The organism is Kitasatospora sp. NPDC034533 (genome assembly GCF_055575155.1).
The window spans coordinates 52,335-78,915 of sequence record NZ_JBVITE010000007.1 but is presented as its reverse complement, the minus strand read 5'-3'; the positions used below and the strand labels follow the sequence as shown (position 1 = coordinate 78,915).

Here is a 26,581-nt window from a genome sequence, read left to right as displayed (position 1 = left end):
CGGTGCATGTCGTACTCGCCGGCGGGGGGACCGCCGGTCACATCGAGCCGGCCATGGCCCTCGCGGATGCCCTCCGCAGGCACGACCCGTCCATCGGGATCACCGCCCTGGGCACCGAGCGCGGACTGGAGACCCGGCTGGTGCCCGAGCGCGGCTACCAGCTGGAGCTGATCCCGGCCGTGCCGCTGCCCCGCAAGCCCACCCCGGAGCTGATCACCGTCCCCGGCCGGCTGCGCGGCACCGTCCGGGCCGCCCAGGAGATCATCGAGCGGGTCAACGCGGACGCCGTGGTCGGCTTCGGCGGCTACGTCGCGATGCCCGCCTACCTGGCCGCCAAGCGGGCCGGGGTGCCGATCGTGGTGCACGAGGCGAACGCGCGTCCGGGCCTGGCCAACAAGATCGGCGCCCGCTACAGCGACTTCGTGGCGGTCTCCACGCCGGACAGCAAGCTGCGCGACTCCCGGTACATCGGCATCCCGCTGCGCCGGACCATCGCCACCCTGGACCGGGGCGCCGCCCGCCCGGAGGCCCGCCAGTACTTCGGCCTCGACCAGCGGCTGCCCACGCTGCTGGTCTCCGGCGGCTCCCAGGGCGCGCGCCGGCTCAACGAGACGGTCACCGCGATCGCCCCGCGGCTCCAGCAGTACGGCGTGCAGATCCTGCACGCGGTCGGCCCGAAGAACGAGCTGCCGCAGGTCGCCGACGTCCCCGGGATGCCGCCGTACCGCCCGGTGCCGTACCTGGACCGGATGGACCTCGCCTACGCGGCCGCCGACATGATGCTCTGCCGGGCCGGCGCCATGACGGTGGCCGAGCTGGCGGCCGTGGGGCTGCCCGCCGCCTTCGTCCCGCTGCCGATCGGCAACGGCGAGCAGCGACTGAACGCCCAGCCGATGGTCAAGGCCGGCGGCGGCCTGCTGGTGGACGACGCCGAGCTGACCCCGGACTGGGTGCTCCAGAACGTGCTGCCGGTGCTCACCGACCCGCAGCGGCTGTGGGACATGAGCCGGGCGGCCTCCGAGTTCGGCCGCCGGGACGCCGACGACCTGCTGGTCGGCATGGTCTACGAGGCGATCCAGGCCCACCGCGGCGGTCGCCGCCGTGGCTGACGGCCGGCTCGCCGATCCGCTGGAGGAGGAGCTGGAGGTGGAGGAGTCCGCTCCCCGCCTCCGGCTCTCCCGGCGGGGCATCGTGGTGCTGGGCGCGCTCGGCGCCGCGGTGCTCGGCGTGCTGGCCTGGCTGGTGTTCTTCTCCTCGGTGCTGGACGTGCGCACCGTCGCCGTCCAGGGCGCGGACGACGAGAGGCTGACGGCGGACCAGGTCCGCGAGGCGGTCGGCGGGCTGGGTGACGGCCCGCTGGCGCGGGTGGACCTGGACGTCGTCCGGCACCGGGTGGAGGCGATCCCCCGGGTGGCCAAGGCGGAGGTGTGGCGGGGCTGGCCGCACACCCTTCGGGTGAAGGTGGTCCAGCGCACGGCGGTGGCCGCCGTCAAGGGGGATGACGGCCAGTTCACCCAGGTCGATGCCGGAGGCGTGAGCTTCGCCACCGAGCCGGCCCCGCCGGAGGGCGTCCCGGTGGTGGAACTGCGGCTCAGTCAGCAGGCGACCGACGTCGACGGGGTGATCGACCGTTCGCAGCTGGTGAGGGGCGCGGTGGCGGTGGCCGCCGGGCTGCCGCAGGAGGTCGCCAAGCGGGCCGGTGCCGTGCTGGTGCGCTCCTACGACGACATCGAGTTGCAGCTCAGCGGGGGTGTGACGGTGCGCTGGGGGAGCCCGGAGCAGATCGACCGGAAGGCCCGGGTGCTGGTCGCGCTGATGAACCAGAAGGGTACGAACTTCGACGTGACGGCGCCCGAGGCGCCGGCGGTGTCGGGATGATCCGGTAGGTTCTCTGCCTGAGGGAGGGTTGACGCCTCGCAGTGTCGGCCCGACTCTTGGTGGTCACCCCCGGTTTCCTAAGCCGGCCGATGATCACATAGGCTCAAAAGAAAAAGGGAAGCTCGGCGTGTTCGTTGAAACGCGTGCCCGGAGCCACCTAGTGTCCTGTGTCACCAGCCTGTGTTTCCTGGTGACGTGACGGAGGCACAGCACTAACCCTAAAGGTCAAGTTTAGGGTTGGGGTCGGCGGTCGGCATTTCGGACATTCAGTCAGAAACCAGGCTCCCTACCCATCGACATCCGTCGGTACGGCCCCGCTCCGGGTCGGGCCGACCCGGAAATTCGAGGCGAGAGGCCTTCGACGTGGCAGCACCGCAGAACTACCTCGCAGTCATCAAGGTCGTCGGAATCGGCGGCGGTGGTGTCAACGCCATCAACCGGATGATCGAGGTCGGTCTCAAGGGCGTCGAGTTCATCGCGATCAACACCGATGCGCAGGCCCTCCTGATGAGCGACGCCGACGTCAAGCTCGATGTGGGCCGTGAACTCACCCGGGGCCTCGGCGCCGGCGCCAACCCCGAGGTCGGCCGCAAGGCCGCCGAGGACCACCGCGAGGAGATCGAGGAGGTCCTCAAGGGGGCCGACATGGTCTTCGTGACCGCCGGCGAGGGCGGTGGCACGGGCACGGGTGGCGCGCCCGTCGTCGCCAACATCGCGCGCTCCCTGGGCGCCCTGACCATCGGCGTGGTCACCCGTCCGTTCACCTTCGAGGGACGCCGCCGGGCCAACCAGGCCGAGGACGGCATCGCCGCCCTGCGCGAAGAGGTCGACACCCTCATCGTGATCCCCAACGACCGGCTGCTGTCCATCTCGGACCGCCAGGTCAGCGTCCTCGACGCGTTCCGCTCGGCCGACCAGGTCCTGCTCTCCGGTGTCCAGGGCATCACCGACCTGATCACCACCCCCGGTCTGATCAACCTCGACTTCGCCGACGTCAAGTCCGTCATGTCCGAGGCCGGTTCGGCCCTCATGGGCATCGGCTCGGCCCGCGGCGAGGACCGCGCCAAGGCCGCCGCCGTGATGGCGATCTCCTCGCCGCTGCTGGAGGCCTCGATCGACGGCGCCCGCGGCGTGCTGCTGTCCATCTCGGGCGGCTCCGACCTCGGCCTGTTCGAGATCAACGAGTCGGCCCAGCTGGTCAGCGAGGCGGCCCACCCCGAGGCGAACATCATCTTCGGTGCCGTCATCGACGACGCCCTCGGCGACGAGGTCCGGGTCACCGTCATCGCGGCCGGCTTCGACGGCGGGCAGCCGCCGGCGATCGTCCGCGACCCGGTGGTCAAGTCCACCGCCCCGGAGCGCCCGGCCACGCCGCCGGCCGCCCCGGAGCGCCCGGCCGGCCGTCCGTCGTACGGGAGCATCGGCTCGGTGACGTCCCGTTCGGAGGGCGAGGCCCCGGCCGCCGCGCCGAGCCGGACCGCCGAGGCCCCGACCACCACGACCGCCGCGGCGGTGCCGCCGCAGGTGCAGCCGGCCCGGCAGCCGTTCGTGGAGAGCCCGGCCGAGGAGCTTGACGTCCCGGACTTCCTTAAGTGATCGATCACGCGGTCCGCGCGGGTGCTCACTTCGCCTTCACCTCACGGTGGGGCGGGGTGAGCACTTCGCCGTACGGGGAGCTGAACCTCGGCGGCGCGGTGGGGGACGACCCGGCGGCCGTGCGGGAGAACCGGGCGCTCGCCGCCCGGAAGCTGGGGCTCGACCCGGCCGACGTGGTGTGGATGAACCAGGTGCACGGCGCCGAGGTCGCGGTGGTGACCGGGCGCCAGCCGCTCGGGCAGGCCCCGACGGTGGACGCGGTGGTCACCGACCGGCCGCTCGCGCTGGCGGTGCTGACCGCCGACTGCACCCCGGTGCTGCTGGCCGATCCGGTGGCGGGCGTGGTGGGCGCGGCCCACGCGGGCCGGCCCGGGCTGGCGGCGGGGGTGGTCCCCGCGGTCGTCCGGGCGATGGCCGGACTGGGGGCGGAGCCCGGCAGGATCACCGCCGCCACCGGCCCCGCGGTCTGCGGCCGCTGCTACGAGGTGCCGGCCGAACTGCGCGCCGAGGTCGCCGCGGTGGTGCCGGAGGCCTTCGCCGAGACGTCCTGGGGGACTCCCGCGCTGGACGTGGCGGAGGGGGTCGCGGCCCAGCTGGCCGCGGCGGGGGTCAAGGAGGTGGTGCGATCATCTGTCTGCACCCTCGAATCCGCCGATCACTACTCCTATCGCCGCGAGCGGCGCACCGGCCGGCTCGCGAGCTACGTCTGGTTGGGCTCTGATCACTGATGACGAACGACATCTACGGACCGTTCCCGGGAAGCCCCGAGTTCACTGCGGCGCTGACGGAGGGCCAGCGGGCCCGGTACGAGGAACTCGGCACCAACCTGGAGGTGGTCGAGCGCCGGATCGCGGACGCGTGCGCCGCCGCCGGGCGCGCCCGGGACGAGGTCACCCTGGTCGTCGTCACCAAGACCTACCCCGCCGAGGACACCGCGCTGCTGGCCGGGCTCGGTGTGACGGACGTCGCGGAGAACCGGGACCAGGACGCCGCTCCCAAGGCCGAGCAGTGCAGAAACCTTCCTCTTGACTGGCACTTCGTCGGCCAGCTCCAGACCAACAAGGTCCGCTCGGTCGTCCGGTACGCGAACCACGTGCACTCGGTGGACCGGCTGCGGCTGGTCGAGTCGCTCTCCGCGGCGGTGCTCAAGTCGGAGCGCCCGGAGCTGGGTTGCCTGGTCCAGGTGGCCCTGGACAAGGCGTACGGGGAGGGCGCGCACCGGGCGGGGGTCGCACCCGAGGACGTCGCGCAACTGGCCGACGCGATCGCCGACACGCCCGGGCTGCGCCTGGAGGGTGTGATGACCGTCGCTCCGCTGAGCGGTCCGCTGGCCGGAGATCCGGCCCGTGCATTCGATCGGCTGACGGAAATCGCAACCGCCGTACGAGCGGCCCATCCGGCTGCCACCATGGTCTCCGCAGGGATGAGCGGGGACCTTGAGCAGGCGATTGCCGCCGGGGCGACACATGTGCGCGTCGGAACGGCGGTACTCGGAGTGAGGTCACCCCTCAGGTAACGTCACCGGGTAGTAGATCAGACAGCAGGACAAAATAGGACAGAATCTAGCAGCTCTTCGGAGTGCTAGCGAACCGTGGATCGCAGCTCCGCGGCCCCACTCCGCGAGTTCTGACCGGCCGTCGGCCTGATGCACCGTCGTGGAGGGACCGCGGAATCCGCAGGCGGGGCCGTACGGCCCGGGCCGGAGCCGGTCCGTACGGAACGAGCGAAGCGAGCGACCATCAGAAGGTGCGCGCATCGCGAAGCCGCCGCCGAGCGCGAGCGAGGCGGCTATGAGCGGAGGAGACAGGAGCATGGCCGGCGCAATGCGCAAGATGGCGGTCTACCTCGGCCTCGTGGAGGACGAGACGTACGACGGCCAGGGGTACGACCCCGACGACGACTACGACGCGGACCCCGAACCGATCCGGACGGGCCAGCGGACCGAGGACATCCCCCGGCCGACCCCGGCCCCGGCGGCCGCCGCGCCCGCCCCGGTCTCCTCGATCACCCCGCAGCCGGTGCCCGCCGCGGTGCCGATCCGGCAGGAGACTCCGAGGATGGCCCCCGTGTCGTCCATCACACCCGAACGCCGCCACAACCTGGAGAAGAGCGCACCGGTGATCATGCCCAAGGTCGTGAACGAACGAGAGCCCTACCGCATCACCACGCTGCACCCCCGGACCTACAACGAGGCCCGTACCATCGGGGAACAGTTCCGCGGCGGTACCCCCGTGATCATGAATCTGACCGAGATGGACGACACCGACGCGAAGCGCCTCGTAGACTTCGCCGCTGGACTCGTCTTCGGTCTGCACGGCAGTATCGAGCGCGTGACACAGAAGGTGTTCCTGCTGTCGCCTGCTAACGTCGATGTCACGGCGGAGGACAAGGCTCGGATCGCCGAGGGTGGGTTCTTCAACCAGAGCTGACCCGGCCACGACTCCATGTGTGGATCTGATCAACAGTGGTTGGCGACAGGTGACGAGCGGCAGGCCCGAGGGATCGGGACCGGGGAGAGGGAAACGCGATGGACATCGTGTGGGCGGTGCTCTACTACGCCCTGACCGTCTTCCTGGTGTTCCTGCTCGTGCGGTTGGTGATGGACTGGGTCTTCCAGTTCGCGCGTTCGTGGCGGCCGGGCAAGGCCATGGTCCTGGTCCTGGAGGCCACGTACACTGTCACGGATCCGCCGCTCAAGCTTCTTCGGCGGCTGATTCCGCCGTTGCGTTTCGGGGGCGTGGCGCTCGACCTGTCCTTCTTCGTACTGATGATCATTGTGTATGTCCTGATCTCGCTTGTGCACCCCTAGTCGTAGGTGAGCGATGCGACAGGATGCCGGTGTGCCGACGATCACGTTGAGGTGAAGAGATGCCATTGACCCCCGAGGACGTTCGGAACAAGCAGTTCACGACCGTCCGCCTGCGTGAAGGCTATGACGAGGACGAGGTCGATGCCTTCCTCGACGAGGTCGAGGCGGAGCTGACCCGCCTCCTCCGGGAGAACGAGGACCTGCGCGCCAAGCTGGCCGCCGCGACTCGTGCCGCCGCGCAGAACCAGGCCAACCTGCGCAAGGAACCGCAGCAGGACGCTCCCCGACAGGGCGGCGCTCCGGTGCCCGCCGCCATATCCGGCCCGCCGGTGCCCGGCCAGCAGGGTCCGGGCGGCCCGCAGCAGATGGGCCCCGGTGGCCCGCAGCAGATGGGTCCGGGCGGCCCCCAGCAGCAGATGGGCCCCGGTGGTCCTCAGCAGCAGATGGGCAATCAGCCGCTCGGCCTGCCGGCCGGCTCCCAGCCGCAGCTCCCGGCCGCCGGCGGGCCGCAGCAGCAGATGAACCAGACCATGGGCGGTCAGCAGCAGCTGGTCCAGCCGATGGGCGGTCAGATGCTCCAGCCCATGGGCGGTCCCGGTGGCCCGCAGCAGATGGGCAACCCGATGGGCCAGGGCATGGGCCAGCAGCAGATGCAGCCGATGGGCGGCCCGATGGGCGGCCCGCAGCAGATGGGCGGCCCGATGGGCGCCCCGATGCAGCAGCAGGGTCCCGGTGGCGACAGCGCCGCCCGGGTGCTGGCGCTCGCTCAGCAGACCGCCGACCAGGCGATCTCCGAGGCCCGGTCCGAGGCCAACAAGATCGTCGGCGAGGCGCGCAGCCGTGCCGAGGGCCTGGAGCGCGACGCCCGTGCGAAGGCCGACGCGCTGGAGCGGGACGCGCAGGAGAAGCACCGCGTCGCGATGGGCTCGCTGGAGTCCGCGCGGGCCACGCTGGAGCGCAAGGTCGAGGACCTGCGGGCGTTCGAGCGTGAGTACCGCACGCGTCTGAAGTCGTACCTGGAGACCCAGCTGCGTCAGCTGGAGTCGCAGGCCGACGACTCGCTCGCTCCGCCGCGGATCCCCGCCACCGCGTCGCTGCCGCCGGCGGCCTCGTCGATGGCTCCGGCCGGTGCCGGCTCGATGAGCAGCGGCGCGCCGAGCTTCGGTGGCAACCAGCCGTCCTTCGGCGGCAGCTCGCCGTCGTTCGGCGGGAACAGCTCCTTCGGCGGCGGCTCCTCGGCGCCGAGCTTCGGTGGGCAGTCCAACGGTGGCAACAGCGGTGCGCCGCAGATGCAGCCGGCCGGGATGACCCAGCCGATGGCGGCCGTCCGTCCGCAGCCGCCGCAGCCGATGCAGCAGGCTCCGGCGCCGATGCGGGGCTTCCTGATCGACGAGGACGGCGACAACTGAGGTTGTAGCAGGACCTCCAGGGGCGCCCCCTTTCCGACCTCCGGGTCGGGGAGGGGGCGCTTCTTCGCGTTCGGGGGAGGGGCGCTCCGATCCGCGTCCGGAGCCGGGGGCAGGGCGTGGGGAACGGAAGAACCGCCGCCACCCCCGAGGGGTGACGGCGGTTCTGAGGGCCGGTCAGGCCTTGCGGAGCTGGAAGGCCAGGCCGAGGGACTCGTCGGCGAAGGTCTCGGACTCCCAGTCGGCGGCGCCGGCGGCGAAGTCGGTGGCGAGGACCTCCTCGGCGACGAGCGGGCCGTGCTCGGCGATCGCCTCGGTGGTCTCCTCCGAGGTGGCGCGCCAGCGCAGGACGATGCGGTCGGCGACGTCCAGGCCGGAGTTCTTGCGGGCCTCCTGGATCTGGCGGATGGCGTCGCGGGCGATGCCGAGGCGCTTGAGCTCCGGGGTGATGGCGAGGTCCAGGGCGACGGTGGCGCCGGACTCGTTGGCGACGGCCCAGCCCTCGCGCGGGGTCTCGGTGATGATCACCTCGTCCGGAGAGAGGGTGATCGTCTCGCCGTTCAGCTCGACGGAGGTCTCGCCGCCGGACCGCAGTTCGGCGGCCAGGCGGGCGGCGTCGGTGGCGGCGACCGCCTTGGCGACGTCCTGCACGCCCTTGCCGAAGCGCTTGCCCAGCGCGCGGAAGTTGGCCTTGGCGCTGGTGTCGACCAGCGAGCCGCCGACCTCCGCCAGCGACTCCAGGGTGGAGACGTTGAGCTCCTCGGCGATCTGCGCGCGCAGGTCGGCGGGCAGCTCCTCCCAGCCCTGGGCGGCGACCAGCGCGCGCGACAGCGGCTGACGGGTCTTCACGCCCGACTCCGCGCGGGTCGCGCGGCCCAGCTCGACCAGGCGGCGGACCAGCGCCATGTGCCGGGAGAGCTCGGTGTCGACCAGCGACTCGTCGGCCTCCGGCCAGGTGGCCAGGTGCACCGAGGCAGGGGCGTCCGGGGTGACCGGGACGACCAGGTCCTGCCAGACCCGCTCGGTGATGAACGGGGTGAGCGGGGCCATCAGGCGGGTGACCGTCTCCAGCGCCTCGTGCAGGGTGGCGAGCGCGGCGGCGTCGCCCTGCCAGAAGCGGCGGCGGCCGCGGCGGACGTACCAGTTGGACAGGTCGTCGACGAAGCCGGACAGCAGCTTGCCGGCGCGCTGGGTGTCGTACGCCTCGTAGGCCGCGTCGACCTCGCGGACCAGGGCGTTCAGCTCGGAGAGCACCCAGCGGTCCAGCTGCGGGCGGTCGGCCGGGGCCGGGTCGCCCGCCGAGGGGGCCCAGTTCGAGGTGCGGGCGTACAGGGCCTGGAAGGCGACGGTGTTCCAGTAGGTGAGGAGGGTCTTGCGGACCACCTCCTGGATGGTGCCGTGGCCGACCCGGCGGGCCGACCAGGGCGAGCCGCCGGCGGCCATGAACCAGCGGACGGCGTCGGCGCCGTGCTGGTCCATCAGCGGGATCGGCTGGAGGATGTTGCCCAGGTGCTTGGACATCTTGCGGCCGTCCTCGGCCAGGATGTGGCCCAGGCAGACGACGTTCTCGTAGCTGCTCCGGTCGAACACCAGGGTGCCGACCGCCATCAGCGTGTAGAACCAGCCGCGGGTCTGGTCGATCGCCTCGGAGATGAACTGCGCTGGGTAGCGCTTCTCGAACAGCTCCTTGTTCTGGTACGGGTAGCCGTACTGGGCGAAGGGCATCGAGCCCGAGTCGTACCAGGCGTCGATGACCTCGGGCACCCGGGTGGCGGTGCCGCCGCAGTCGCGGCAGGCGAAGGTCACCGCGTCGATGTACGGGCGGTGCGGGTCGAGGTCGCTCTGGTCGGTGCCGGTGAGCTCGGACAGCTCGGCGAGCGAGCCGACGCAGGTGAGGTGGCCCTCCTCGCAGCGCCAGATCGGCAGCGGGGTGCCCCAGTAGCGGTTGCGGCTGAGCGCCCAGTCGATGTTGTTGTTCAGCCAGTCGCCGAAGCGGCCGTGCTTGACCGTCTCCGGGAACCAGTTGGTGGCCTCGTTCTCGCGGATCATCGCGTCCTTGACGGCGGTGGTCCGGATGTACCAGGACGGCTGCGCGTAGTAGAGCAGCGCGGTGTGGCAGCGCCAGCAGTGCGGGTAGCTGTGCTCGTACGGCAGGTGGCGGAAGAGCAGGCCGCGCTCCTTGAGGTCCGCGACCAGGGCCTCGTCGGCCTTCTTGAAGAACTGGCCGCCGACCAGCGGGACGTCGGGGGCGAAGGTGCCGTCGCCGAGCACCGGGTTGACCACCGGCAGGCCGTACCTGCGGCAGGTCGCGAGGTCGTCCGCGCCGAAGGCGGGGGACTGGTGGACGATGCCGGTGCCGTCCTCGGTGGTGACGTAGTCGGCGGTGAGGACGTAGTGGGCGTTCTCGATCTCGACCAGGTCGAAGGGGCGGCGGTAGGCCCAGCGCTCCATCTCGGCGCCGGTGAAGGACTCGCCGGTGGTCTCCCAGCCCTCGCCGAGGGCCTTGGCGACCAGCGGCTCGGCCACGACGAGCTTCTCGTCGCCGTCGGTGGCCACCACGTAGGTGACCTCCGGGTGGACGGCGGCGGCGGTGTTGGAGACCAGGGTCCAGGGGGTGGTGGTCCAGACCAGCAGGGAGGCCTGGCCGGCCAGCGGGCCGCTGGTCAGCGGGAAGCGCACGAAGACCGAGGGGTCGACCACGGTCTCGTAGCCCTGGGCCAGCTCGTGGTCCGACAGGCCGGTGCCGCAGCGCGGGCACCAGGGGGCGACCCGGTGGTCCTGGACCAGCAGGCCCTTGTCGAAGATCTGCCGGAGCGACCACCACACGGACTGGACGTAGGACGGGTCCATCGTCCGGTAGGCCTCGTCGAGGTCGACCCAGTAGCCCATGCGGGTGGTCAGCTCGGTGAAGGCGTCGGTGTGGCGGGTGACCGACTCGCGGCACTTGGCGTTGAACTCGGCGATGCCGTACGCCTCGATGTCCTGCTTGCCGGAGAAGCCCAGTTCCTTCTCGACGGCGAGCTCGACCGGCAGGCCGTGGCAGTCCCAGCCGGCCTTGCGGGCGACGTGGTAGCCCTTCATGGTCCGGTAGCGCGGGAAGACGTCCTTGAAGACGCGGGCCTCGATGTGGTGGGCGCCGGGCATGCCGTTGGCGGTGGGCGGGCCCTCGTAGAACACCCACTCGGGGCGGCCCTCGGACTGCTCCAGGCTGCGCTGGAAGATCTTGTTGTCCTGCCAGAAGGACAGGATCCCGTGCTCCAGGGCGGGCAGGTCCACCTGCGCGGGAACGGCGCGGTAGAGCGGGGCCGCGCTCGGCGCGTCGTCGGAAGGGTCGTGGTGGGTGACGGGTCGGGAGCTCATCGCGGGCGTCTACCTCCGGCGGATGCTGGGACTGGATCCTCCGGAGGGACGAGACGGACCGGCCGCCCCGCGGTACCACCCTCCTTGGCCGCGGTACTGCGTTCGCGGCCCTCTTGTTTGGGCTTGCTGCCGGGTCTAGTGGGCCGCCGCGCTCGCTGCGCGGTGGCCGTTCTTCCGGCGGCTCCGGGGTGATCTTCCCGTCGTGCACGCCCCCGGGCTCACACCGTCCCCGGGTCGCTGGTGGCTGCGTACGTCGGTACTCGTCCCATCTGCGCCTTGCAGGGCAAGTGTATCGGCCGGGTGAGCCGGTTTGTCCAAAGCGTTTCGGGCGGGCGCTCCGGGGGCCTTCGGAGGGGGTGGTTAGGAAGGGGTGATCTGGGCACAAATCTCTGAGCGCACGGGGCGTGACGGTTGGGGCGGCTGCCTGGGTGGGAACGTTATGGGGCGTCGGTATGTCATGTTGTGACCGGTTTTGATCAGGATTATCGTTCCGGCACTGGAGGCCGCCGGGAACCGGCGGCTCGATTCGTTCGTAGATGGGGTCGAAAGCCATGGCTGAGAAGGGAACCGGCGCGGGCACCGCCACCAAGCGGGCACGCAAGGCCGTGGCGGTCGATCCAGGGGAGGGGACCGTGACCACTACCGCACCGAAGACCAGCACCGACACCGTCACCGTGCCGCGGGGCGCCGAGTCCGTGGACCCGGCCACGCTGCCGGTGCGGCCCGGCGAGGAGGCGTGGACCGCCGAGGAGGTCCACGAGCTCCACGACGAGCTGATCAGCGAGCTGGAGCGGCTCCGCAACGAGATCGACGCCGCCGAGGCGGCCATCTCCGGCCTGATGCGCGACTCCAACGACGGAGCCGGCGACGACCAGGTGGACGCCGGTACGAAGAACATCTCGCGGGAGAGCGAGCTGGCGCTGGCCAACAACGCGCGGGACAGCCTGGCCCAGACCGAGCGCGCGCTGGAGCGGCTGGAGGGCGTCGGCTTCGGCACCTGCGAGTCCTGCGGACAGGCCATCGGCAAGGCCCGGATGCAGGCCTTCCCGCGGGCGACGCTCTGCGTGCAGTGCAAGGCCAAGCAGGAGCGCCGCTGAACCGGGTGACCGGAGCGACGTGGGGGGTCGGGCTTGCCGTACGCTCGACCCCGTAACGTCGCCTGAGTAACGTCGTCTGACGCGTCCACGGACGCGGGCAGGCCGTCACCGGCCCACCACCCTCCCCCTGCGGCGCAGCGGGGGAGCTCCACCGGCAGCGGAGCGGATCATCAGTACGCAAGGTTCCCCCCAGACCCGGGACGACGCCGTCCCGCCCCCCGCCGATGCCGTGGAGGTGCCCGTGGCCGAACCGGCCGGGTCGGCCGAGCCGACCGAGCCGATCGAGGCGGCGTCCGAGGGCAGCACGGCCGTGGAGAAGCCCAAGGGCCCGCGCCGGGTCGGCGTGCTGCTGGTCGTCGCGGTGCTCGCGTTCCTGATCGACCTCGGCAGCAAGCTGCTGGTGGTCGCCCGGCTGGAGAACCACGCGGCGATCAAGGTGATCGGGGACGTCGTCACCTTCCAGGTGATCCGCAACTCGGGCGCGGCCTTCGGGATGGGGCAGGCGCTGACCGTCGTCTTCACAATGATCGCCTCGGCCGTCATCGTGGTGATCTGGCGGATCGCCCGGCGGCTCTACAGCCTGCCCTGGGCGCTCGCGCTCGGACTGCTGCTCGGCGGGGCGCTCGGCAACCTCACCGACCGGCTGTTCCGCTCGCCGGGCGTCTTCCGGGGGCACGTGGTGGACTTCATCTCCGTCCAGCACTTCGCGGTCTTCAACCTCGCGGACTCGGCGATCGTCTGCGGCGGGATCCTGGTGGTGCTGCTCTCCTTCCGGGGCAGCAACCCGGACGGGACCGTTCACCAGCAGGCCGAGAAGGCCGGGAAGCCGGAGTAGGCCGCCCGGCGGGGCCGTCCCCCCGGGTCGTCCGCCCGGTCGACCGGCGGCGGGGGCGGGTCGCGTTTCCGGCATACTCGTACGGGTGAGTACCGCAGCGCAGATCCGCAGCCTCCCCGTTCCCGACGGCCTGGAGGGCGAGCGTCTCGACGCCGCCCTGGCCCGGATGTTCGGCTTCTCCCGGACCAAGGCCGCCGAGCTGGCCGCCGACGGCAAGGTGACGCTCGACGGCGCCATGGCCGGCAAGTCGGACCGGGTGACCGCCGGATCCTGGCTGGAGGTCGAGATCCCGGCCCCCGCCGCGCCGGTGCGGATCGTCGCCGAGCCGGTCGAGGGCATGCGGATCGTCCACGAGGACGAGGACATCGTGCTGGTCGACAAGCCGATCGGCGTCGCCGCGCACCCCAGCCCGGGCTGGACCGGCCCCACCGTGATCGGCGGGCTGGCCGCGGCCGGGTACCGGATCTCCACCTCGGGCGCCGCCGAGCGCCAGGGCATCGTGCACCGGCTGGACGTCGGCACCTCGGGGCTGATGGTGGTCGCCAAGTCCGAGCGCGCGTACACCGACCTCAAGCGGCAGTTCCACGACCGGATCACCGAGAAGCGCTACCACACGCTGGTGCAGGGCCACCCGGACCCGCTGAGCGGGACGGTGGACGCGCCGATCGGGCGCCACCCCAGCTCGGACTGGAAGTGGGCCGTCACCCGGGACGGCAAGCCGTCCGTCACCCACTACGACCTGATCGAGGCCTACCGGGCCGCGTCGCTGATGGCGATCAAGCTGGAGACCGGGCGCACCCACCAGATCCGCGTCCACATGTCCGCGCTGCGCCACCCCTGCGTGGGCGACCTCACGTACGGCGCCGACCCGACGCTGGCCAAGCGGCTGGGGCTGACCCGGCAGTGGCTGCACGCGGTGTCGCTCGGCTTCGAGCACCCGGCGGACGGGCAGTGGGTCGAGTTCTCCAGCGAGTACCCGGCGGACCTGCGGAAGGCGCTGGACATCATCGCGGCGGAGAGCTGAGGTGCCCCTCGCGGTGATCCGGGCCGCCGAGGACGAGGCGGACCTGGAGCTGGTCCGGGCGGTCCGGCACGAGGTGTTCGTCGTCGAGCAGAACGTGCCGCAGGAGCTGGAGTACGACGAGTACGACGCGACCTCGGTGCACCTGCTGGCCGTCGGGCCCGACGGGGCCGGGCTGGGGACCGGGCGGCTGATCTTCGGTGAGCAGGCGCTGAAGCTGACCGGCGGCATCGGGGGGCGGGTGCTGCTCGGGCGGCTCGCGGTCGTCGCGGCGGCCCGGGGGACCGGGCTCGGGGCGGACCTCGTCCGGGCGATCGAGGCGGCTGCGGCCGAGCGCGGGGCCGTGGAGGTCGAGCTGCACGCCCAGGTGCAGGCGCTCGGGTTCTACGAGCGGCTCGGGTACGTGGCCGAGGGGCCGGTGTACGACGACGCGGGGATACCGCACCGGACGATGACGCGGGTGCTGTAGGTGTACCGGGTGGCGGGCCGCCGGTCGTGGGCCCGCCGTCCTCTGCCCCCGTGCCCCCGTCCGGGGCGCGGGGGTCTTCGTTCCGGGCCCGTGGGGCGGTGGCTTTATCGGACCCCTACTCGCACGGCGGATACGATCAACGGCCATGGAGTTCGGTGGGGCATGGCGTCGCTGGCGCGCCCGGGGCACGACGGTCAGACGCAGGGTGCTGGCGGGGGCGGTGGCCCTGGTGGCGGTGGCCGCGGGCGGTACCGCGACGATGGCGTCCGGCGGTGAGCGGGCGGTCCACCAGGAGGACCGTTTCCTCAGCATGCCGGAGACGCCCGGCAGCACCCAGCGGATCCAGCTGGACACCTCGTTCTTCACCACCCCCGGCGGCGGTCCGCGCCCGGCGGTGCTGCTGGCGCACGGCTTCGGCGGCTCCAAGGAGGGCGAGCGGGAGCGGGCCGAGCAGCTGGCCCGGCAGGGGTACGCGGTGCTGACCTGGTCGGCGCGCGGCTTCGGGCACTCGGGCGGCAGGATCGGGCTGAACGCGCCGGACCGCGAGGTCGAGGACGTCAAGCACCTGGTGGACTGGCTGGCCCAGCGGCCCGAGGTGCTGCTGGACGCGCCCGGCGACCCGAAGGTCGGCATCACCGGTGCCTCGTACGGCGGGGCGGTCTCGCTGCTGGCCTCCGCGTACGACCCCCGGATCGACGCGGTGGCCACCCAGATCACCTGGTGGAACCTGGCCGACGCGCTGTTCCCCCAGGGCGTGCGGGGCTCGGGCGCGGCCGACGGCGTGTTCAAGAAGCTGTGGGCCGGGATCTTCTTCACCACCGGCTCGGCCGGCGACCTCGGGCCCTCGGGCGGGGCGCCGAGGGAGGGCGGCGCCACCAAGCCGCGGGCGGGCGGTGCCCCGGTGGGCGGTGCCCCGGCGGACGGTGCCCCGGCGGACGGTGCTCAGGTGGGCGGTGCCCCGGCGGACGGCGCCCCGGTCGGCTGCGGGCGGTTCCTGGAATCGCTTTGCCAGATGTACGACCGGGTCGCCACCGCCGGGCACGCCGACCCGGAGGCCGTCGCGCTGCTGGACCGCTCCAGCCCGTCCTCGGTGGCGGAGCGGCTCACGAAGCCCACGCTCGTCGTGCAGGGGCAGCAGGACTCGCTGTTCCCGCTGGACCAGGGGGACGAGATCGCCCGGGCGGTGGCCGCCAACGGCGCGCCGGTCGCGGTGGACTGGTTCGCGGGCGGCCACGACGGCGGGACGGACACCAGCGCCCGGGTCGACGACCGGGTGACGGCCTGGTTCGACCACCACCTCAAGGGCCGGGCGAACGACACCGGGCCCGCCTTCCGGGTCACCCGCACCGGCGGGGTCGACTCCACCGGCTTCCAGGCCGTCCTGCGCGGGGCCACCGCCGACCGGTACCCCGGGCTGGGCGGGACGGACTCGCGCACCGTCGAGCTGACGGGCGGGGAGAAGACGATCGCCAACCCGCCCGGCGGCGCGCCGCCCGGGATCTCGACGCTGCCGGGCGTCGGCGCGCTCAGCCAGGCGGCCTCGCTGGGCGCGGGGCTGTCACTGGACTTCCCCGGGCAGAACGCCGCCTTCGACTCGGCGCCGCTGGACACGCCGCTGCACCTGACCGGGCAGCCGACCGTCCCGGTGCGGGTACGGGCGGACCGGCCGGACGCGGTGCTCTTCGCGAAGCTGTACGACGTCGGCCCGGACGGCAAGGAGGTGCTGCCGCAGCAGCTCGCCGCCCCGCTGCGGGTCACCGGCGCCGACGCCGGGCAGACCGTCACGGTGGCGCTGCCGGCCGTGGACCACACCTTCCCGGCCGGGCACCGGCTGCGGCTGGTGCTGGCGAGCACCGACCTGGCGTACGCCTCGCCCTCCGAGCCGGCCACCTACCGGATCGCTCCGGCCGGGGCGCTCACCGCGCCGACCGTCGAACAGCTGGTCACCGAGGCGGCGCCGCTGCCCTCGCGGACCTGGGTGCTGCCGCTGGTGGCCGTGGTGGTGGCCGTCGCGCTGCTGCTGGTGCCCCGGCTGCGGCGCCGCCCGGCGGCCTCCGGGCCCGGATTCGACCCGGAGCTGGCCGCGGTGCCGCTGCTGATCAGCGGCCTGAGCAAGCGCTACAAGGGCTCCCAGGACCGTTACGCGGTCAGGGAGTTGGGCTTCCGGGTGGAGCAGGGGCAGGTGCTCGGACTGCTCGGGCCGAACGGCGCGGGCAAGACCACCACGCTGCGGATGCTGATGGGACTGATCCGGCCGGACGCCGGGGAGATCCGGATCTTCGGGCACCTGGTGCGGCCCGGCGCGCCGGTGCTGTCACGGGTCGGGGCGTTCGTGGAGGGCGCCGGCTTCCTGCCGCACCTCACCGGGCGGGCCAACCTGCGGCTGTACTGGCAGGCGACCGGCCGCCCGGAGGCCGACGCGCGCTTCGACGAGGCGCTGGCCATCGCCGGACTCGGCGAGGCGCTGGACCGCGCTGTGCGGACGTACTCGCAGGGCATGCGGCAGCGGCTGGCGATCGCCCAGGCGATGCTGGGGATGCCGGACCTGCTGATCCTCGACGAGCCGACCAACGGGCTGGACCCGCCGCAGATCCGCGAGATGCGCGAGGTGATGATCCGCTACGCGGCCGGCGGGCGGACCGTGATCGTCTCCAGCCACCTGCTGTCCGAGGTCGAGCAGAGCTGCACCGACCTGGTGGTGATGGACCGCGGGCAGCTGGTCACGGCCGGCCCGGTCGGGGACATCGTGGGCGCCGGCGAGCTGCTGATGATCGGCATCGCCGGCCCGTACGACCCCGCGCCGGTGGCCGGGAAGGTGGCCGCGCTGGCCGGGGTCGGCTCGGCGCAGGCCGTCGAGGGCGGACTGCTGGTGCGCCTGGACGGGCTGACGGCCCGCGAGCTGCTGGCCGAACTGGTGCGGCTGGAAGTGCCGGTGGAGAGCGCCGGGCCGCAGCGGCGGCTGGAGGACGCGTTCCTGTCGTTGATCGGAGGTGGAGCGTGAGCGTCGTTCCTGCGGACCGCGCCGAGGCGGGGCACGAGGACCGGACGGAGGCGGCGGACCACGCGGCCGGGTACCGGGCGAGCCGGACGCTGCCGCTGCGGGTGGAGGCGGTGCGCCAGCTGCGCCGGCGCCGCACGATGGTGATCGGCGGGGTGCTGGCCGCCATGCCGTTCGTGCTGCTGGCCGCGTTCGAGATCGGCGGTACCCCGGGCCGTCCGGACCGCACCAGCTTCATCGAGCTGGCCACCGCCTCGGGGGCCAACTTCGCCGTCACCATGCTGTTCGTCGGCACCGGCTTCATGCTGGTCATCCCGGTCGCGCTGTTCTGCGGGGACACCGTCGCCTCCGAGGCCAGCTGGTCCTCGCTGCGCTACCTGCTGGCCGCGCCGGTGCCCAGGGCGCGGCTGCTGGCCCGCAAGTTCGCCGTCGGGTTGGCGTTCTCGGCGGTGGCGGTGGTGATGCTGCCCGCGATCGGGCTGGCCGTCGGCACGGCCGCGTACGGCTGGGGGGACCTCAAGCTGCCCGCCGGGGTCAGCCTGCCGGCCGGGGAGGCCCTGCCCCGGATCGCCATCGCGGTGGCCTTCGTGTTCCTCAGCGAGGTCGTGATCGCGGCGCTGGCGTTCTGGCTCTCCACGGTGACGGACGCTCCGCTGGGGGCGGTGGGCGGCGCGGTGTTCGCGTCGATCGTCACCGGGGTGCTGGACGTCGTCACCGCGCTGGGCGACCTGCGGCAGTGGCTGCCGGCGCACTGGCAGTACGCCTGGGCGGACGCCCTCCAGCCGCAGCTGGAGTGGGGCGGGATGGTGCAGGGGGTGTCGCTGTCGCTCTCGTACGCGGTGGTGCTGCTGGCGCTGGCGTTCCGGGGCTTCGCGCGCAAGGACGTGGTGTCGTAGGGGCCGGGCGGGCATGCGGGATCATGGGTGGGTAGCTGACCTCCCTGGTGAAGGACCCGAACCGTGGCCCAGATCGTCCTCTTCCACTCCGCCTACGGGCTGCGGCCCGCCGTGCGCGCCGCAGCCGACCGGCTGCGCGCCGCCGGGCACACCGTGCACACGCCGGACCTGTTCGACGGGCGGACCTTCGAGTCCGTCGAGGAGGCCCAGGAGTTCCAGGAGGAGCTCGGCGGCCGTGACGAGCTGCTGCGGCGGGCGGTGACGGCGGCGGCGCCGGTCTCCGAAGGCGGGCTGGTGTACGCCGGCTTCTCGCTCGGCGGCGCGGTGGCGCAGAACCTGGCGCTGGCCGACGAGAAGGCGCGCGGGCTGCTGCTCCTGCACGGCACCTCGGACCTGCGGGAGGACGCGGCCACCGAGATCCCCGTCCAGCTGCACATCGCGGAGCCGGACCCGTTCGAGCCGGAGGACTGGCTGAACGCCTGGTACCTGCGGATGCGGCGGGCCGGGGCGGAGGTGGAGGTGCACCGCTACCGGGGCGCCGGGCACCTGTTCACCGACCCGGAGCTGCCGGACTACGACGCGCGGGCGGCGGAGCGGGCCTGGGCGGCCTCGCTGGACTTCCTGGCGGAGCTGGACGACTGACGCGGTGAGCGTGGACCGCCCGCCCCGCCTGTTCGTACGGGGCCGGGCGGGCGGTCGGGCGGGCGGTGACGCTCGGGGCTACGCCGGCCGGTGCTTGATCATGGCGAACAGGCCGCCCTGCGGGTCGGAGACGACGGTCATCCGGCCCTGCGGCGTGTCGAAGGGCGGGACGAGGACGGTGCCGTTGCGCTTGACCAGGGCGTCCACGGTGGAGTCGACGTCGTCGACCGCGAAGTAGGTCAGCCAGTGCGCCGGGGTGCCGGGCGGGTCGTTGGCGAGCAGCGTGGCACCGCCCACCGGGCGGCCTCCGACGCGCAGCTCCCAGTACTGCTGCGCGCCCTCCACCGGCTCGAACTCGATGCCGAACGCCTCGCCGTAGAAGGCGGCGGCGGCCCCGGCGTCGCTGATGTGCAGCTCGTTCCAGATCACCGCGCCGGGCTCGTTGACGACCTCGGCGCCGAAGAACCCGCCCGGCTGCCAGACGCCGAACACCGCGCCCTGCGGGTCGGCGGCGATCAGCATCCGGCCGAGGTCGCCGACGTCCATGACCGGCGCGACCAGGGTCCCGCCGGCTCCGACGATCGCGTCCTGGGTGGCCTGGGCGTCGGTGGTGGCCAGGTAGCTGGTCCAGGCGGTCGGCGCGGCGGGGTCCATGGCCGGGCCGATGCCGGCCACGGGCTTGCCGTCGAGCTCGCAGACGGCGTAGCCGCCGAACTCGTCCGGGCCCGGCTGTCCCTGCCATCCCAGCAGGTCGCGGTAGAAGTCGAGGGCGGCCAGGTGGTCCCCGGCCATCAGGCCCACCCAACACGGGGTGCCGGTCGCGTAGGGGGAGGTGACTTCGGGCATGATCACCCTTTCTGGTGAGGGGTCTCTGCCGGTCACCCTCCCTTCGCGGGCGGCGGTTCGCCACTCGGGGGAGGTCGGGGTGCGGTCACCGGCCGGGTGCGGCGGGCTGCCGGCGGCGTCCGGGGGGCCGTGGAAGTGGCGTGGTGGTGGACTCCGTCAGCGAATGCTCGACGGGAATTCACACAACTGCCATGTGGCAGTTGTGCCACTTTCCTACTGTCGGTGGCACCCGACCACGCCCCCCGTGGTCAGATCCCGCACAGTGAGGGCCGCATGAACCACCAGGTGGGCGCCGACGCCCCGGACGCCATCGGCATCGTCCAGATCTCCGACCTGCACTTCCGGGACGCCCCCCGGGCCCGGGCGTTCGTCGCCCACGAGCCCGAGGACGGTCTCGCCGCCGTGCTCGCCCACGCGGCGCGGGCGATCGAGGAGTCCGCGGTGGTGATCGCCACCGGGGACCTGGCGGACCTCGGCGAACCCGCCTCGTACGAGCGGCTCGGCGAGGCGCTGGACGCCCTGCCCGTGCCGGTCTACTGCCTCGCGGGCAACCACGACCGCCAGGAGCCGCTCCAGGCCGTGCTGCCGCGCCCCAACGTGCACCTGGAGCCCGCCGTCCAGGTCGGGAACTGGCTGATGCTGCTCCTCGACAGCAACGCCCACGGGCGCGAGGCCTCGGCGGACGGCAGCTACCGGGACCGCGACGACCGGGTGCACAAGGCCTCGCACCCCGGCCTCACCCCGGTCGAGGCGGAGCGCGCCCGCGCGATCCTGGCGGCCACCCGGGCGGACCACGTCTTCCTGTGGCTCCACCAGCCGCCGCTGTCGGAGATGGTCCCGGGCGGCCGGGTCGACGGCGAACTCGCCCGTCTGGTACGGGACTTCCCCAAGATCAGGGCGATCGGGGCGGGCCACCTGCACGGTGACCTCTCCGGTGAGTTCGAAGGGCGCCCGGTCTACGTCTGCCCGTCCACGTTCATGAGCATCGACCCGCCAAACCGGGCCCTGGAGGGCCCCGGCTACCGCACCTACACGCTGCACTCCGACGGCCGGATCGAGACCGAGGTGCACGTCGTGCCCGGCCCGATGACCGACGCCCTGCGCACCGCCTCCATGCCGCCCTTCTTCAGCGAGCTGCTGACGGGGCGGGTCACCGTCGAGGAGCTCTCGGCGCTCAGCGACGCGGAGTTCGAGGAGCGGTACGGCGAGCCCCGGCCGGTGCGGCGGTAGTCGTCCGTCGCCTACACGGTGGGGGAGCGCGGCGGAGCGGGAAGTCGGCTGGTCCGACTTCCCGCTCCGGGCGCGGGCCGTCGAAGTCACTCGATCGGGGGATGGGGGGTGACCACGGTGGCGCCGGGAGCCAGGGCCGCCGCCACCCGGGCGAGGCGGTCCGCCGGCAGGGCGAAGCCCTTGGCCGGGTTGCGCGAGGAGTAGCGGCCGTCGTTGATCCGGTGGCCTTCGGCGGTCGTCGTCCAGTGCGTCGGGCCGTAGCGGTCCTGGCCTTCGAGCAGTGCCACCGCGAGCAGTCCGGGGTTCTCGGCGGCGGTCCGGGCGCGCAGCGCGGCGGCCAGGCGCTCGACGGCCGTGGGGGGCGTGGCCGCGTCGCCGAGCGCGGGGAGGAGGAGAAGCAGGCGGCTGTCGGCATCGGCGGTGCTGCCGCCGCCCGGGCCGCTGTCGGCGGCGCGGGCCAGCTCGGGCCAGGACAGGCCGGGGCCCGTGGAGTGGACGTCGTCCCGCGCGAGCACTTCGGCGCGGTCCCAGTCGGGGTGGTGGAGGAGGTAGTCGATGCCCGGGGCCTCCTCGTCGTTGCGGTAGACGACGTAGAGGCGACCGGCGGTGACCGGCACGGTGAACGTGGGCCAGTCGGCGCGTTCGGACAGCCGACGGTGGAACTCGTTCGCGGCGTCCTGGTGCGCGCCGAACAGGAGCTTCCTGGCTCCCGCGTTCCGCGCGCAGGAGCAGAGGTGCCCCAGCCAGAAGAGGGGGTCGTCGAGCACCTCGGGGAGATGGGCGAGAGGCCCGCCGTCGTAGCCGGGGAGCCGGTCCGAGTGCGTGTCCGCGCTGTTCGTCACGGGCCCATCATGCCGCCGCCCGGAGGCAGCCGGAGCCGCCCGGCGGACGCGGAGGCCGGGCGGGCGGCCTCACGGACGTCCGCGCCGTTGAGGGTGGTCCGCCGGGCCCCGCCGTCCGTGCGCCGGGGGCTGCCGGGCACCATGGAGTCCATGCGCTCCGACCACTACGCGCCGACGACCACCCTCGCCGGCCTCCTCCAGCGCGGCCGGGGCCAGGGCGCGCTGATCGCCGCCGAGGACCGCTCGTCGGTCGCCGGCCTGGTCTACGGCTGCATCCGCTGGGACTGGCGCTGGGACCGGCACGCCGACTCCCGGCACCTCTACCTCGCCCGGCTGGTCCGGGACCTCCGGCTCCCGCTCGGGCCCGTGACCGAGATGCTGGACGGCGACGAGGAGACCCGCGACCGGGCCGCCACCGTGCTCGACCTGCTGGCGCTCCGTGACCCGGAGCACGTCCGGGGGACGCTGAAGGCCACACCGGGCCCGGAGGGCGAACCGCCCGCCGAGCAGGACCTCCCCACCCTCCTCGCCGCACTCGAACACCACTGGGCGACCCAGACCTGGCGCGGCCCGGCCGCCCTCGCGCGCGGCCTCGCCCGGTTCGGCCCGGAGGCCGCCGGAGGCGCCTCCCTGCTGCGCCGCTTCTGGCTCGCCACCCCCCGCTCCTCCGAGCGCCCCGCCTACCTGGAGGCGCTCGCGGCGATCGGAGCCCCCGGCACGGCCGAGGCGTACGTCGAGTCGCTCTGGGACTGCGAACCGCGGGCCCGGCTCCTCGCCGTCGAGCACGCCCCCGACCGCCCCGGCGCGCTGCGCCGGATCGCCGAGCTCCGCGACGACCCGATCGAGGAACCCGGGGTCCGGGCGGCCGCCGGGGCGCGACTCGCCGGGCCGGCCTGGGGAGCCGTCGGCCACGCGAGGGAAGCCGCCCGAAGGGGGCTAGAGTAGACGGGTGAACGTGTGAGTGATGGTCCGGACCCCGAGAGGCGCTCCGGGCCACAGCCATTTCCAGGGTCGTTCCCCCCTGTGACCCGCACGTTCGCCGGCCCGCCAGACCAGCACCAGAGCCTCCGGAGGCCCCGCCTTGAGCGACCAGCCGTTCGCGCATCTGCACGTCCACACCGAGTACTCGATGCTGGACGGTGCCGCCCGGCTGAAGCAGCTGTTCAAGGAGGTCGAGCGCCTCGGCCAGACGCATGTCGCCATGACCGACCACGGCAACATGTACGGCGCCGCCGAGTTCCACAAGCAGGCCACCGCCGCGGGCATCACCCCCGTCATCGGCATCGAGGCGTACGTCGCCCCGGAGTCCCGCTCGAACACCAAGCGCATCCTGTGGGGCCAGCCGCACCAGAAGCGGGACGACGTCTCCGCGTCCGGCGCGTACACCCACAAGACCATCTGGGCCCGCAACAAGGAGGGCCTGCACAACCTCTTCAAGCTGACCTCGCGCTCCTACTCCGAGGGCTGGCTGGTGAAGTGGCCCCGGATGGACAAGGAGCTGATCTCCGAGCTGTCCGGCGGCCTGATGGCCACCACCGGCTGCCCCTCCGGCGAGGTGCAGACCAGGCTGCGCCTCGGTCAGTTCGACGAGGCGCTGAAGTCCGCCGCCGACTACCAGGACATCTTCGGCAAGGAGAACTACTTCCTGGAGCTGATGGACCACGGCCTCGACATCGAGAAGCGGGTCCGCGACGGGCTGCTGGAGATCAGCAAGAAGCTGGGCATCCCCCCGGTCGTCACCAACGACTCGCACTACACCACCGAGGCCGACGCCGGCGCCCACGACCTCCTGCTGTGCGTCCAGACCGGCAAGAACCTCTCCGACCCGGACCGCTTCCGCTTCGACGGCACCGGCTACTACATCAAGTCCGCCGCCGAGATGTACGCGCTGGACTCCTCGGACGCCTGGCAGGAGGGCTGCCGCAACAGCCAGCTCCTGGTGGCCTCCCGGGTCGACACCGAGGGCATGTTCAAGTTCAAGAACCTGATGCCCCGCTTCCCGATCCCGGAGGGCTTCGAGTCCGAGGCGGACTTCTTCAAGTCCAAGGTCTGGGAGGGCATGGACTGGCGCTTCCCGAACGGGTACGACGAGGAGCACAAGAAGCTCGCCGAGTACGAGATGGACACCATCATCCAGATGGGGTTCCCGGCGTACTTCCTCGTGGTCGCCGACTTCATCATGTGGGCCAAGAGCCAGGGCATCGCGGTGGGCCCCGGCCGTGGTTCGGCGGCCGGCTCGCTGGTCGCCTACGCGATGGGCATCACCGACCTCGACCCCATCCCGCACGGCCTGATCTTCGAGCGCTTCCTCAACCCCGAGCGCATCTCCATGCCCGACGTCGACATCGACTTCGACGAGCGCCGGCGCGGCGACGTGATCCGCTACGTGACGGAGAAGTGGGGCTCCGACAAGGTCGCCATGATCGTCACGTACGGCACCATCAAGGCGAAGGCCGCCATCAAGGACTCCTCGCGGGTCCTCGGCTACCCGTACGCGATGGGCGACCGGATCACCAAGGCGATGCCGCCGGACGTCATGGGCAAGGGCATCCCGCTGTCCGGCATCACCGACCCCTCGCACCCGCGCTACAGCGAGGCCGGCGAGATCCGCAGCCTGTACGAGAGCGACCCGGACGTCAAGAAGGTCATCGACACCGCGCGCGGCATCGAGGGCCTGATCCGCCAGCCCGGCGTGCACGCGGCCGGCGTCATCATGTCCGCCGAGCCGCTGACCGACCACATCCCGGTCTGGACCCGGCACACCGACGGCGTCACCATCACGCAGTTCGACTACCCGACCTGTGAGGGCCTCGGCCTTCTCAAGATGGACTTCCTCGGCCTGCGCAACCTGACGATCATGGACGACGCCGTCAAGGCGATCGAGAAGAACAAGGGCATCAAGATCAACCTGCTTGATCTGCCCCTGGACGACAAGCCGACCTACGAACTCCTCGCCCGCGGCGACACGCTCGGCGTCTTCCAGCTCGACGGCGGCCCCATGCGCTCGCTGCTGCGGCTGATGAAGCCCGACAACTTCGAGGACATCTCCGCCGTCCTGGCGCTGTACCGCCCGGGCCCGATGGGCGTCAACTCCCACACCAACTACGCGCTGCGCAAGAACGGGCAGCAGGAGATCACCCCGATCCACCCGGAGCTGGAGAAGCCCCTGGAGGAGGTGCTCCGGCCGACGTACGGCCTGATCGTCTACCAGGAGCAGGTGCAGAAGGCCGCGCAGATCCTGGCCGGCTACTCGCTCGGCCAGGCGGACCTGCTGCGCCGCGCCATGGGCAAGAAGAAGAAGGAGATCCTGGAGGCGGAGTTCGTCCCCTTCCAGAAGGGCTGCCGCGAGCGCGGCTACTCCGACGAGGCCATCCAGGCCGTGTGGGACGTCCTGGTCCCCTTCTCCGGGTACGCGTTCAACAAAGCGCACACCGCCGGGTACGGGCTGGTCTCGTACTGGACGGCGTACCTCAAGGCGAACTACCCGGCCGAGTACATGTCCGGGCTGCTCACCTCCGTCAAGGATGACAAGGACAAGTCCGCGGTCTACCTCAACGAGTGCCGCAAGATGGGCATCCAGGTGCTGCCGCCGGACGTCAACGAGTCGGACTCGGACTTCACCCCGCACGGTGACACCCTGGTCCGCTTCGGCCTCACCGCCATCCGCAACGTCGGCGGGCCGGTGGTCGAGTCGATGATCCGGACCCGGAAGGCGAAGGGGAAGTTCGCCTCGTTCCCGGACTTCCTGGACAAGGTGGAGTCGGTGGTCTGCAACAAGCGGACCGTCGAATCGCTGATCAAGGCCGGCGCCTTCGACTCGCTCGGGCACACCCGCAAGGGGCTCAGCGCGCAGTTCGAGCCGATGATCGACAACGTCGTCGGGGTGAAGCGCAAGGAGGCCGAGGGGCAGTTCGACCTCTTCGGCGGCGACGCCACCACGGACGAACCGAGCTTCGGGCTGGACGTCGTGTTCTCCGAGGAGGAGTGGGAGAAGTCCTTCCTGCTCGCCCAGGAGCGGGAGATGCTCGGCCTGTACGTCTCCTCGCACCCGCTGCACGGCATCGAGCACGTGCTCGCCGACAAGGCGGACTGCGCGGTCGCCGACCTCGCGGACCGGCCGGACGGGACGATCGTCACCATCGGCGGCATCATCTCGGGCCTCCAGCGGAAGATGACCAAGCAGGGCAACGCCTGGGCGATCGCGACCGTCGAGGACCTGGCGGGCTCGATCGACTGCATGTTCTTCCCGGCCAGCTACCAGCTGGTGTCCTCGCAACTGGTCGAGGACGCGATCGTGTTCGTGCGCGGCAAGCTGGACAAGCGGGAGGACGTGCCGCGGCTGATGGGGATGGAGCTCTCCGTCCCCGACCTGTCCAACGCGCACGCCGAGGCGCCGATCACCATCAACATCCCGAGCGGGAAGGTCACCCCGCCGCTGGTGGCCCGGCTCGGCGAGGTGCTGGGGAGCCACCGGGGGACCACCGAGGTGCGGGTGCGGCTGGAGAGCCGCAACAAGACGACGGTGCTGCGGCTGGACCGGCACCGGGTCAAGTCGGACCCGGCGCTGTTCGGGGACCTGAAGCAGCTGCTCGGGCCGAGCTGCCTGGTGGTGTAGCGCCGCCGCTGCGGGGCCTTCGAGGGCCCGGGGTGCCGCCA

The 26,581-nt window shown here is 72.3% G+C and carries 22 protein-coding genes; 18 read left to right on the top strand and 4 right to left on the bottom strand.

Translation table 11 applies throughout. From position 1 onward, the window contains the following. Nucleotides 1-2: 2 nt before the first annotated feature. The 8 genes from murG (at nt 3) to ACZ55U_RS07605 (ending at nt 7,692) form a co-directional block, all read left to right on the top strand. Nucleotides 3-1,109 carry an undecaprenyldiphospho-muramoylpentapeptide beta-N-acetylglucosaminyltransferase gene (gene murG / locus ACZ55U_RS07640; RefSeq protein ID WP_465523477.1) on the top strand — a complete coding sequence of 369 codons (1,107 nt, stop codon included), beginning with the start codon at nt 3-5 and terminating at the stop codon, nt 1,107-1,109. Beyond that, entirely contained in the window at nt 1,102-1,878 is a 777-nt protein-coding gene (locus tag ACZ55U_RS07635; RefSeq protein ID WP_465523475.1) for a cell division protein FtsQ/DivIB, read from the top strand. Before murG ends, ACZ55U_RS07635 begins: the two co-directional genes overlap by 8 nt. A 363-nt stretch (nt 1,879-2,241) precedes the next feature. Beyond that, the gene (ftsZ, locus tag ACZ55U_RS07630) at nt 2,242-3,474 is read left to right on the top strand and encodes a cell division protein FtsZ (protein ID WP_465523473.1); all 1,233 of its coding nucleotides are present in this window, start codon (nt 2,242-2,244) and stop codon (nt 3,472-3,474) included. Then, nucleotides 3,471-4,202: a peptidoglycan editing factor PgeF gene (pgeF, locus tag ACZ55U_RS07625; RefSeq protein ID WP_465523471.1), complete on the top strand. Its 732-nt coding sequence runs from the start codon at nt 3,471-3,473 to the stop codon at nt 4,200-4,202. The genes ftsZ and pgeF overlap by 4 nt, the downstream gene beginning before the upstream one ends. Next, a complete protein-coding gene (locus ACZ55U_RS07620) occupies nt 4,202-4,990 on the top strand; it encodes a YggS family pyridoxal phosphate-dependent enzyme (RefSeq protein ID WP_465523469.1) in 789 nt (262 codons plus the stop codon). The genes pgeF and ACZ55U_RS07620 overlap by 1 nt, the downstream gene beginning before the upstream one ends. A 295-nt stretch (nt 4,991-5,285) precedes the next feature. Beyond that, a complete protein-coding gene (locus ACZ55U_RS07615) occupies nt 5,286-5,903 on the top strand; it encodes a cell division protein SepF (RefSeq protein ID WP_380702320.1) in 618 nt (205 codons plus the stop codon). A 98-nt stretch (nt 5,904-6,001) separates the two neighbouring features. Beyond that, complete coding sequence (locus tag ACZ55U_RS07610) at nt 6,002-6,283, top strand: YggT family protein (RefSeq protein WP_030060143.1); 282 nt, start codon at nt 6,002-6,004, stop codon at nt 6,281-6,283. 59 nt (nt 6,284-6,342) lie between these two features. Next, a complete protein-coding gene (locus ACZ55U_RS07605) occupies nt 6,343-7,692 on the top strand; it encodes a DivIVA domain-containing protein (protein WP_465523467.1) in 1,350 nt (449 codons plus the stop codon). Nucleotides 7,693-7,866: 174 nt separating this feature from the next. On the opposite strand, the gene ileS is transcribed toward ACZ55U_RS07605, so the two are convergent. Next, a complete protein-coding gene (gene ileS / locus ACZ55U_RS07600) occupies nt 7,867-11,049 on the bottom strand; it encodes an isoleucine--tRNA ligase (protein WP_465523465.1) in 3,183 nt (1,060 codons plus the stop codon). Between the two features lie 551 nt (nt 11,050-11,600). Here ileS and ACZ55U_RS07595 point away from each other — a divergent pair. The 7 genes from ACZ55U_RS07595 (at nt 11,601) to ACZ55U_RS07565 (ending at nt 19,007) form a co-directional block, all read left to right on the top strand. Then, nucleotides 11,601-12,146 carry a TraR/DksA family transcriptional regulator gene (locus tag ACZ55U_RS07595; RefSeq protein ID WP_380702329.1) on the top strand — a complete coding sequence of 182 codons (546 nt, stop codon included), beginning with the start codon at nt 11,601-11,603 and terminating at the stop codon, nt 12,144-12,146. A 241-nt stretch (nt 12,147-12,387) separates the two neighbouring features. Next, entirely contained in the window at nt 12,388-12,981 is a 594-nt protein-coding gene (gene lspA / locus ACZ55U_RS07590; protein ID WP_465523463.1) for a signal peptidase II, read from the top strand. 85 nt (nt 12,982-13,066) lie between these two features. Further along, nucleotides 13,067-14,005, top strand: coding sequence for an RluA family pseudouridine synthase (locus tag ACZ55U_RS07585; protein WP_465523461.1), 939 nt, complete (start codon nt 13,067-13,069; stop codon nt 14,003-14,005). Between the two features lies 1 nt (nt 14,006). Then, entirely contained in the window at nt 14,007-14,471 is a 465-nt protein-coding gene (locus ACZ55U_RS07580) for a GNAT family N-acetyltransferase (RefSeq protein ID WP_465523459.1), read from the top strand. Nucleotides 14,472-14,616: 145 nt separating this feature from the next. Beyond that, nucleotides 14,617-17,472 (top strand): alpha/beta fold hydrolase, encoded by a 2,856-nt coding sequence (locus ACZ55U_RS07575; protein WP_465523457.1) that lies wholly within the window; start codon nt 14,617-14,619, stop codon nt 17,470-17,472. Beyond that, on the top strand, nt 17,469-18,365 hold the full coding sequence (locus tag ACZ55U_RS07570) for an ABC transporter permease (RefSeq protein ID WP_465523455.1): 897 nt from the start codon (nt 17,469-17,471) through the stop codon (nt 18,363-18,365). The genes ACZ55U_RS07575 and ACZ55U_RS07570 overlap by 4 nt, the downstream gene beginning before the upstream one ends. A 63-nt stretch (nt 18,366-18,428) precedes the next feature. Continuing rightward, entirely contained in the window at nt 18,429-19,007 is a 579-nt protein-coding gene (locus ACZ55U_RS07565) for a dienelactone hydrolase family protein (RefSeq protein ID WP_465523453.1), read from the top strand. A 78-nt stretch (nt 19,008-19,085) separates the two neighbouring features. Here ACZ55U_RS07565 and ACZ55U_RS07560 read toward each other — a convergent pair whose 3' ends face one another. Beyond that, nucleotides 19,086-19,853, bottom strand: coding sequence for a VOC family protein (locus ACZ55U_RS07560; RefSeq protein ID WP_465523451.1), 768 nt, complete (start codon nt 19,851-19,853; stop codon nt 19,086-19,088). Nucleotides 19,854-20,126: 273 nt separating this feature from the next. Between ACZ55U_RS07560 and ACZ55U_RS07555 the strand changes: the two genes are divergently transcribed. Beyond that, nucleotides 20,127-21,083: a metallophosphoesterase gene (locus ACZ55U_RS07555; RefSeq protein WP_465523449.1), complete on the top strand. Its 957-nt coding sequence runs from the start codon at nt 20,127-20,129 to the stop codon at nt 21,081-21,083. Between the two features lie 86 nt (nt 21,084-21,169). On the opposite strand, the gene ACZ55U_RS07550 is transcribed toward ACZ55U_RS07555, so the two are convergent. Both ACZ55U_RS07550 and ACZ55U_RS07545 read right to left on the bottom strand, forming a co-directional pair. Continuing rightward, nucleotides 21,170-21,925 carry a hypothetical protein gene (locus ACZ55U_RS07550; protein ID WP_465523447.1) on the bottom strand — a complete coding sequence of 252 codons (756 nt, stop codon included), beginning with the start codon at nt 21,923-21,925 and terminating at the stop codon, nt 21,170-21,172. Beyond that, nucleotides 21,922-22,077 carry a hypothetical protein gene (locus ACZ55U_RS07545; RefSeq protein WP_465523445.1) on the bottom strand — a complete coding sequence of 52 codons (156 nt, stop codon included), beginning with the start codon at nt 22,075-22,077 and terminating at the stop codon, nt 21,922-21,924. Before ACZ55U_RS07545 ends, ACZ55U_RS07550 begins: the two co-directional genes overlap by 4 nt. On the opposite strand from ACZ55U_RS07545, the gene ACZ55U_RS07540 reads away from it, so the two are divergent. Both ACZ55U_RS07540 and dnaE read left to right on the top strand, forming a co-directional pair. Then, complete coding sequence (locus tag ACZ55U_RS07540; protein WP_465523443.1) at nt 22,076-22,870, top strand: hypothetical protein; 795 nt, start codon at nt 22,076-22,078, stop codon at nt 22,868-22,870. The two genes, ACZ55U_RS07545 and ACZ55U_RS07540, sit on opposite strands and share 2 nt — an antisense overlap. 136 nt (nt 22,871-23,006) lie before the next feature. Then, nucleotides 23,007-26,540 carry a DNA polymerase III subunit alpha gene (gene dnaE, locus ACZ55U_RS07535; RefSeq protein ID WP_465523441.1) on the top strand — a complete coding sequence of 1,178 codons (3,534 nt, stop codon included), beginning with the start codon at nt 23,007-23,009 and terminating at the stop codon, nt 26,538-26,540. Nucleotides 26,541-26,581: the final 41 nt, after the last annotated feature.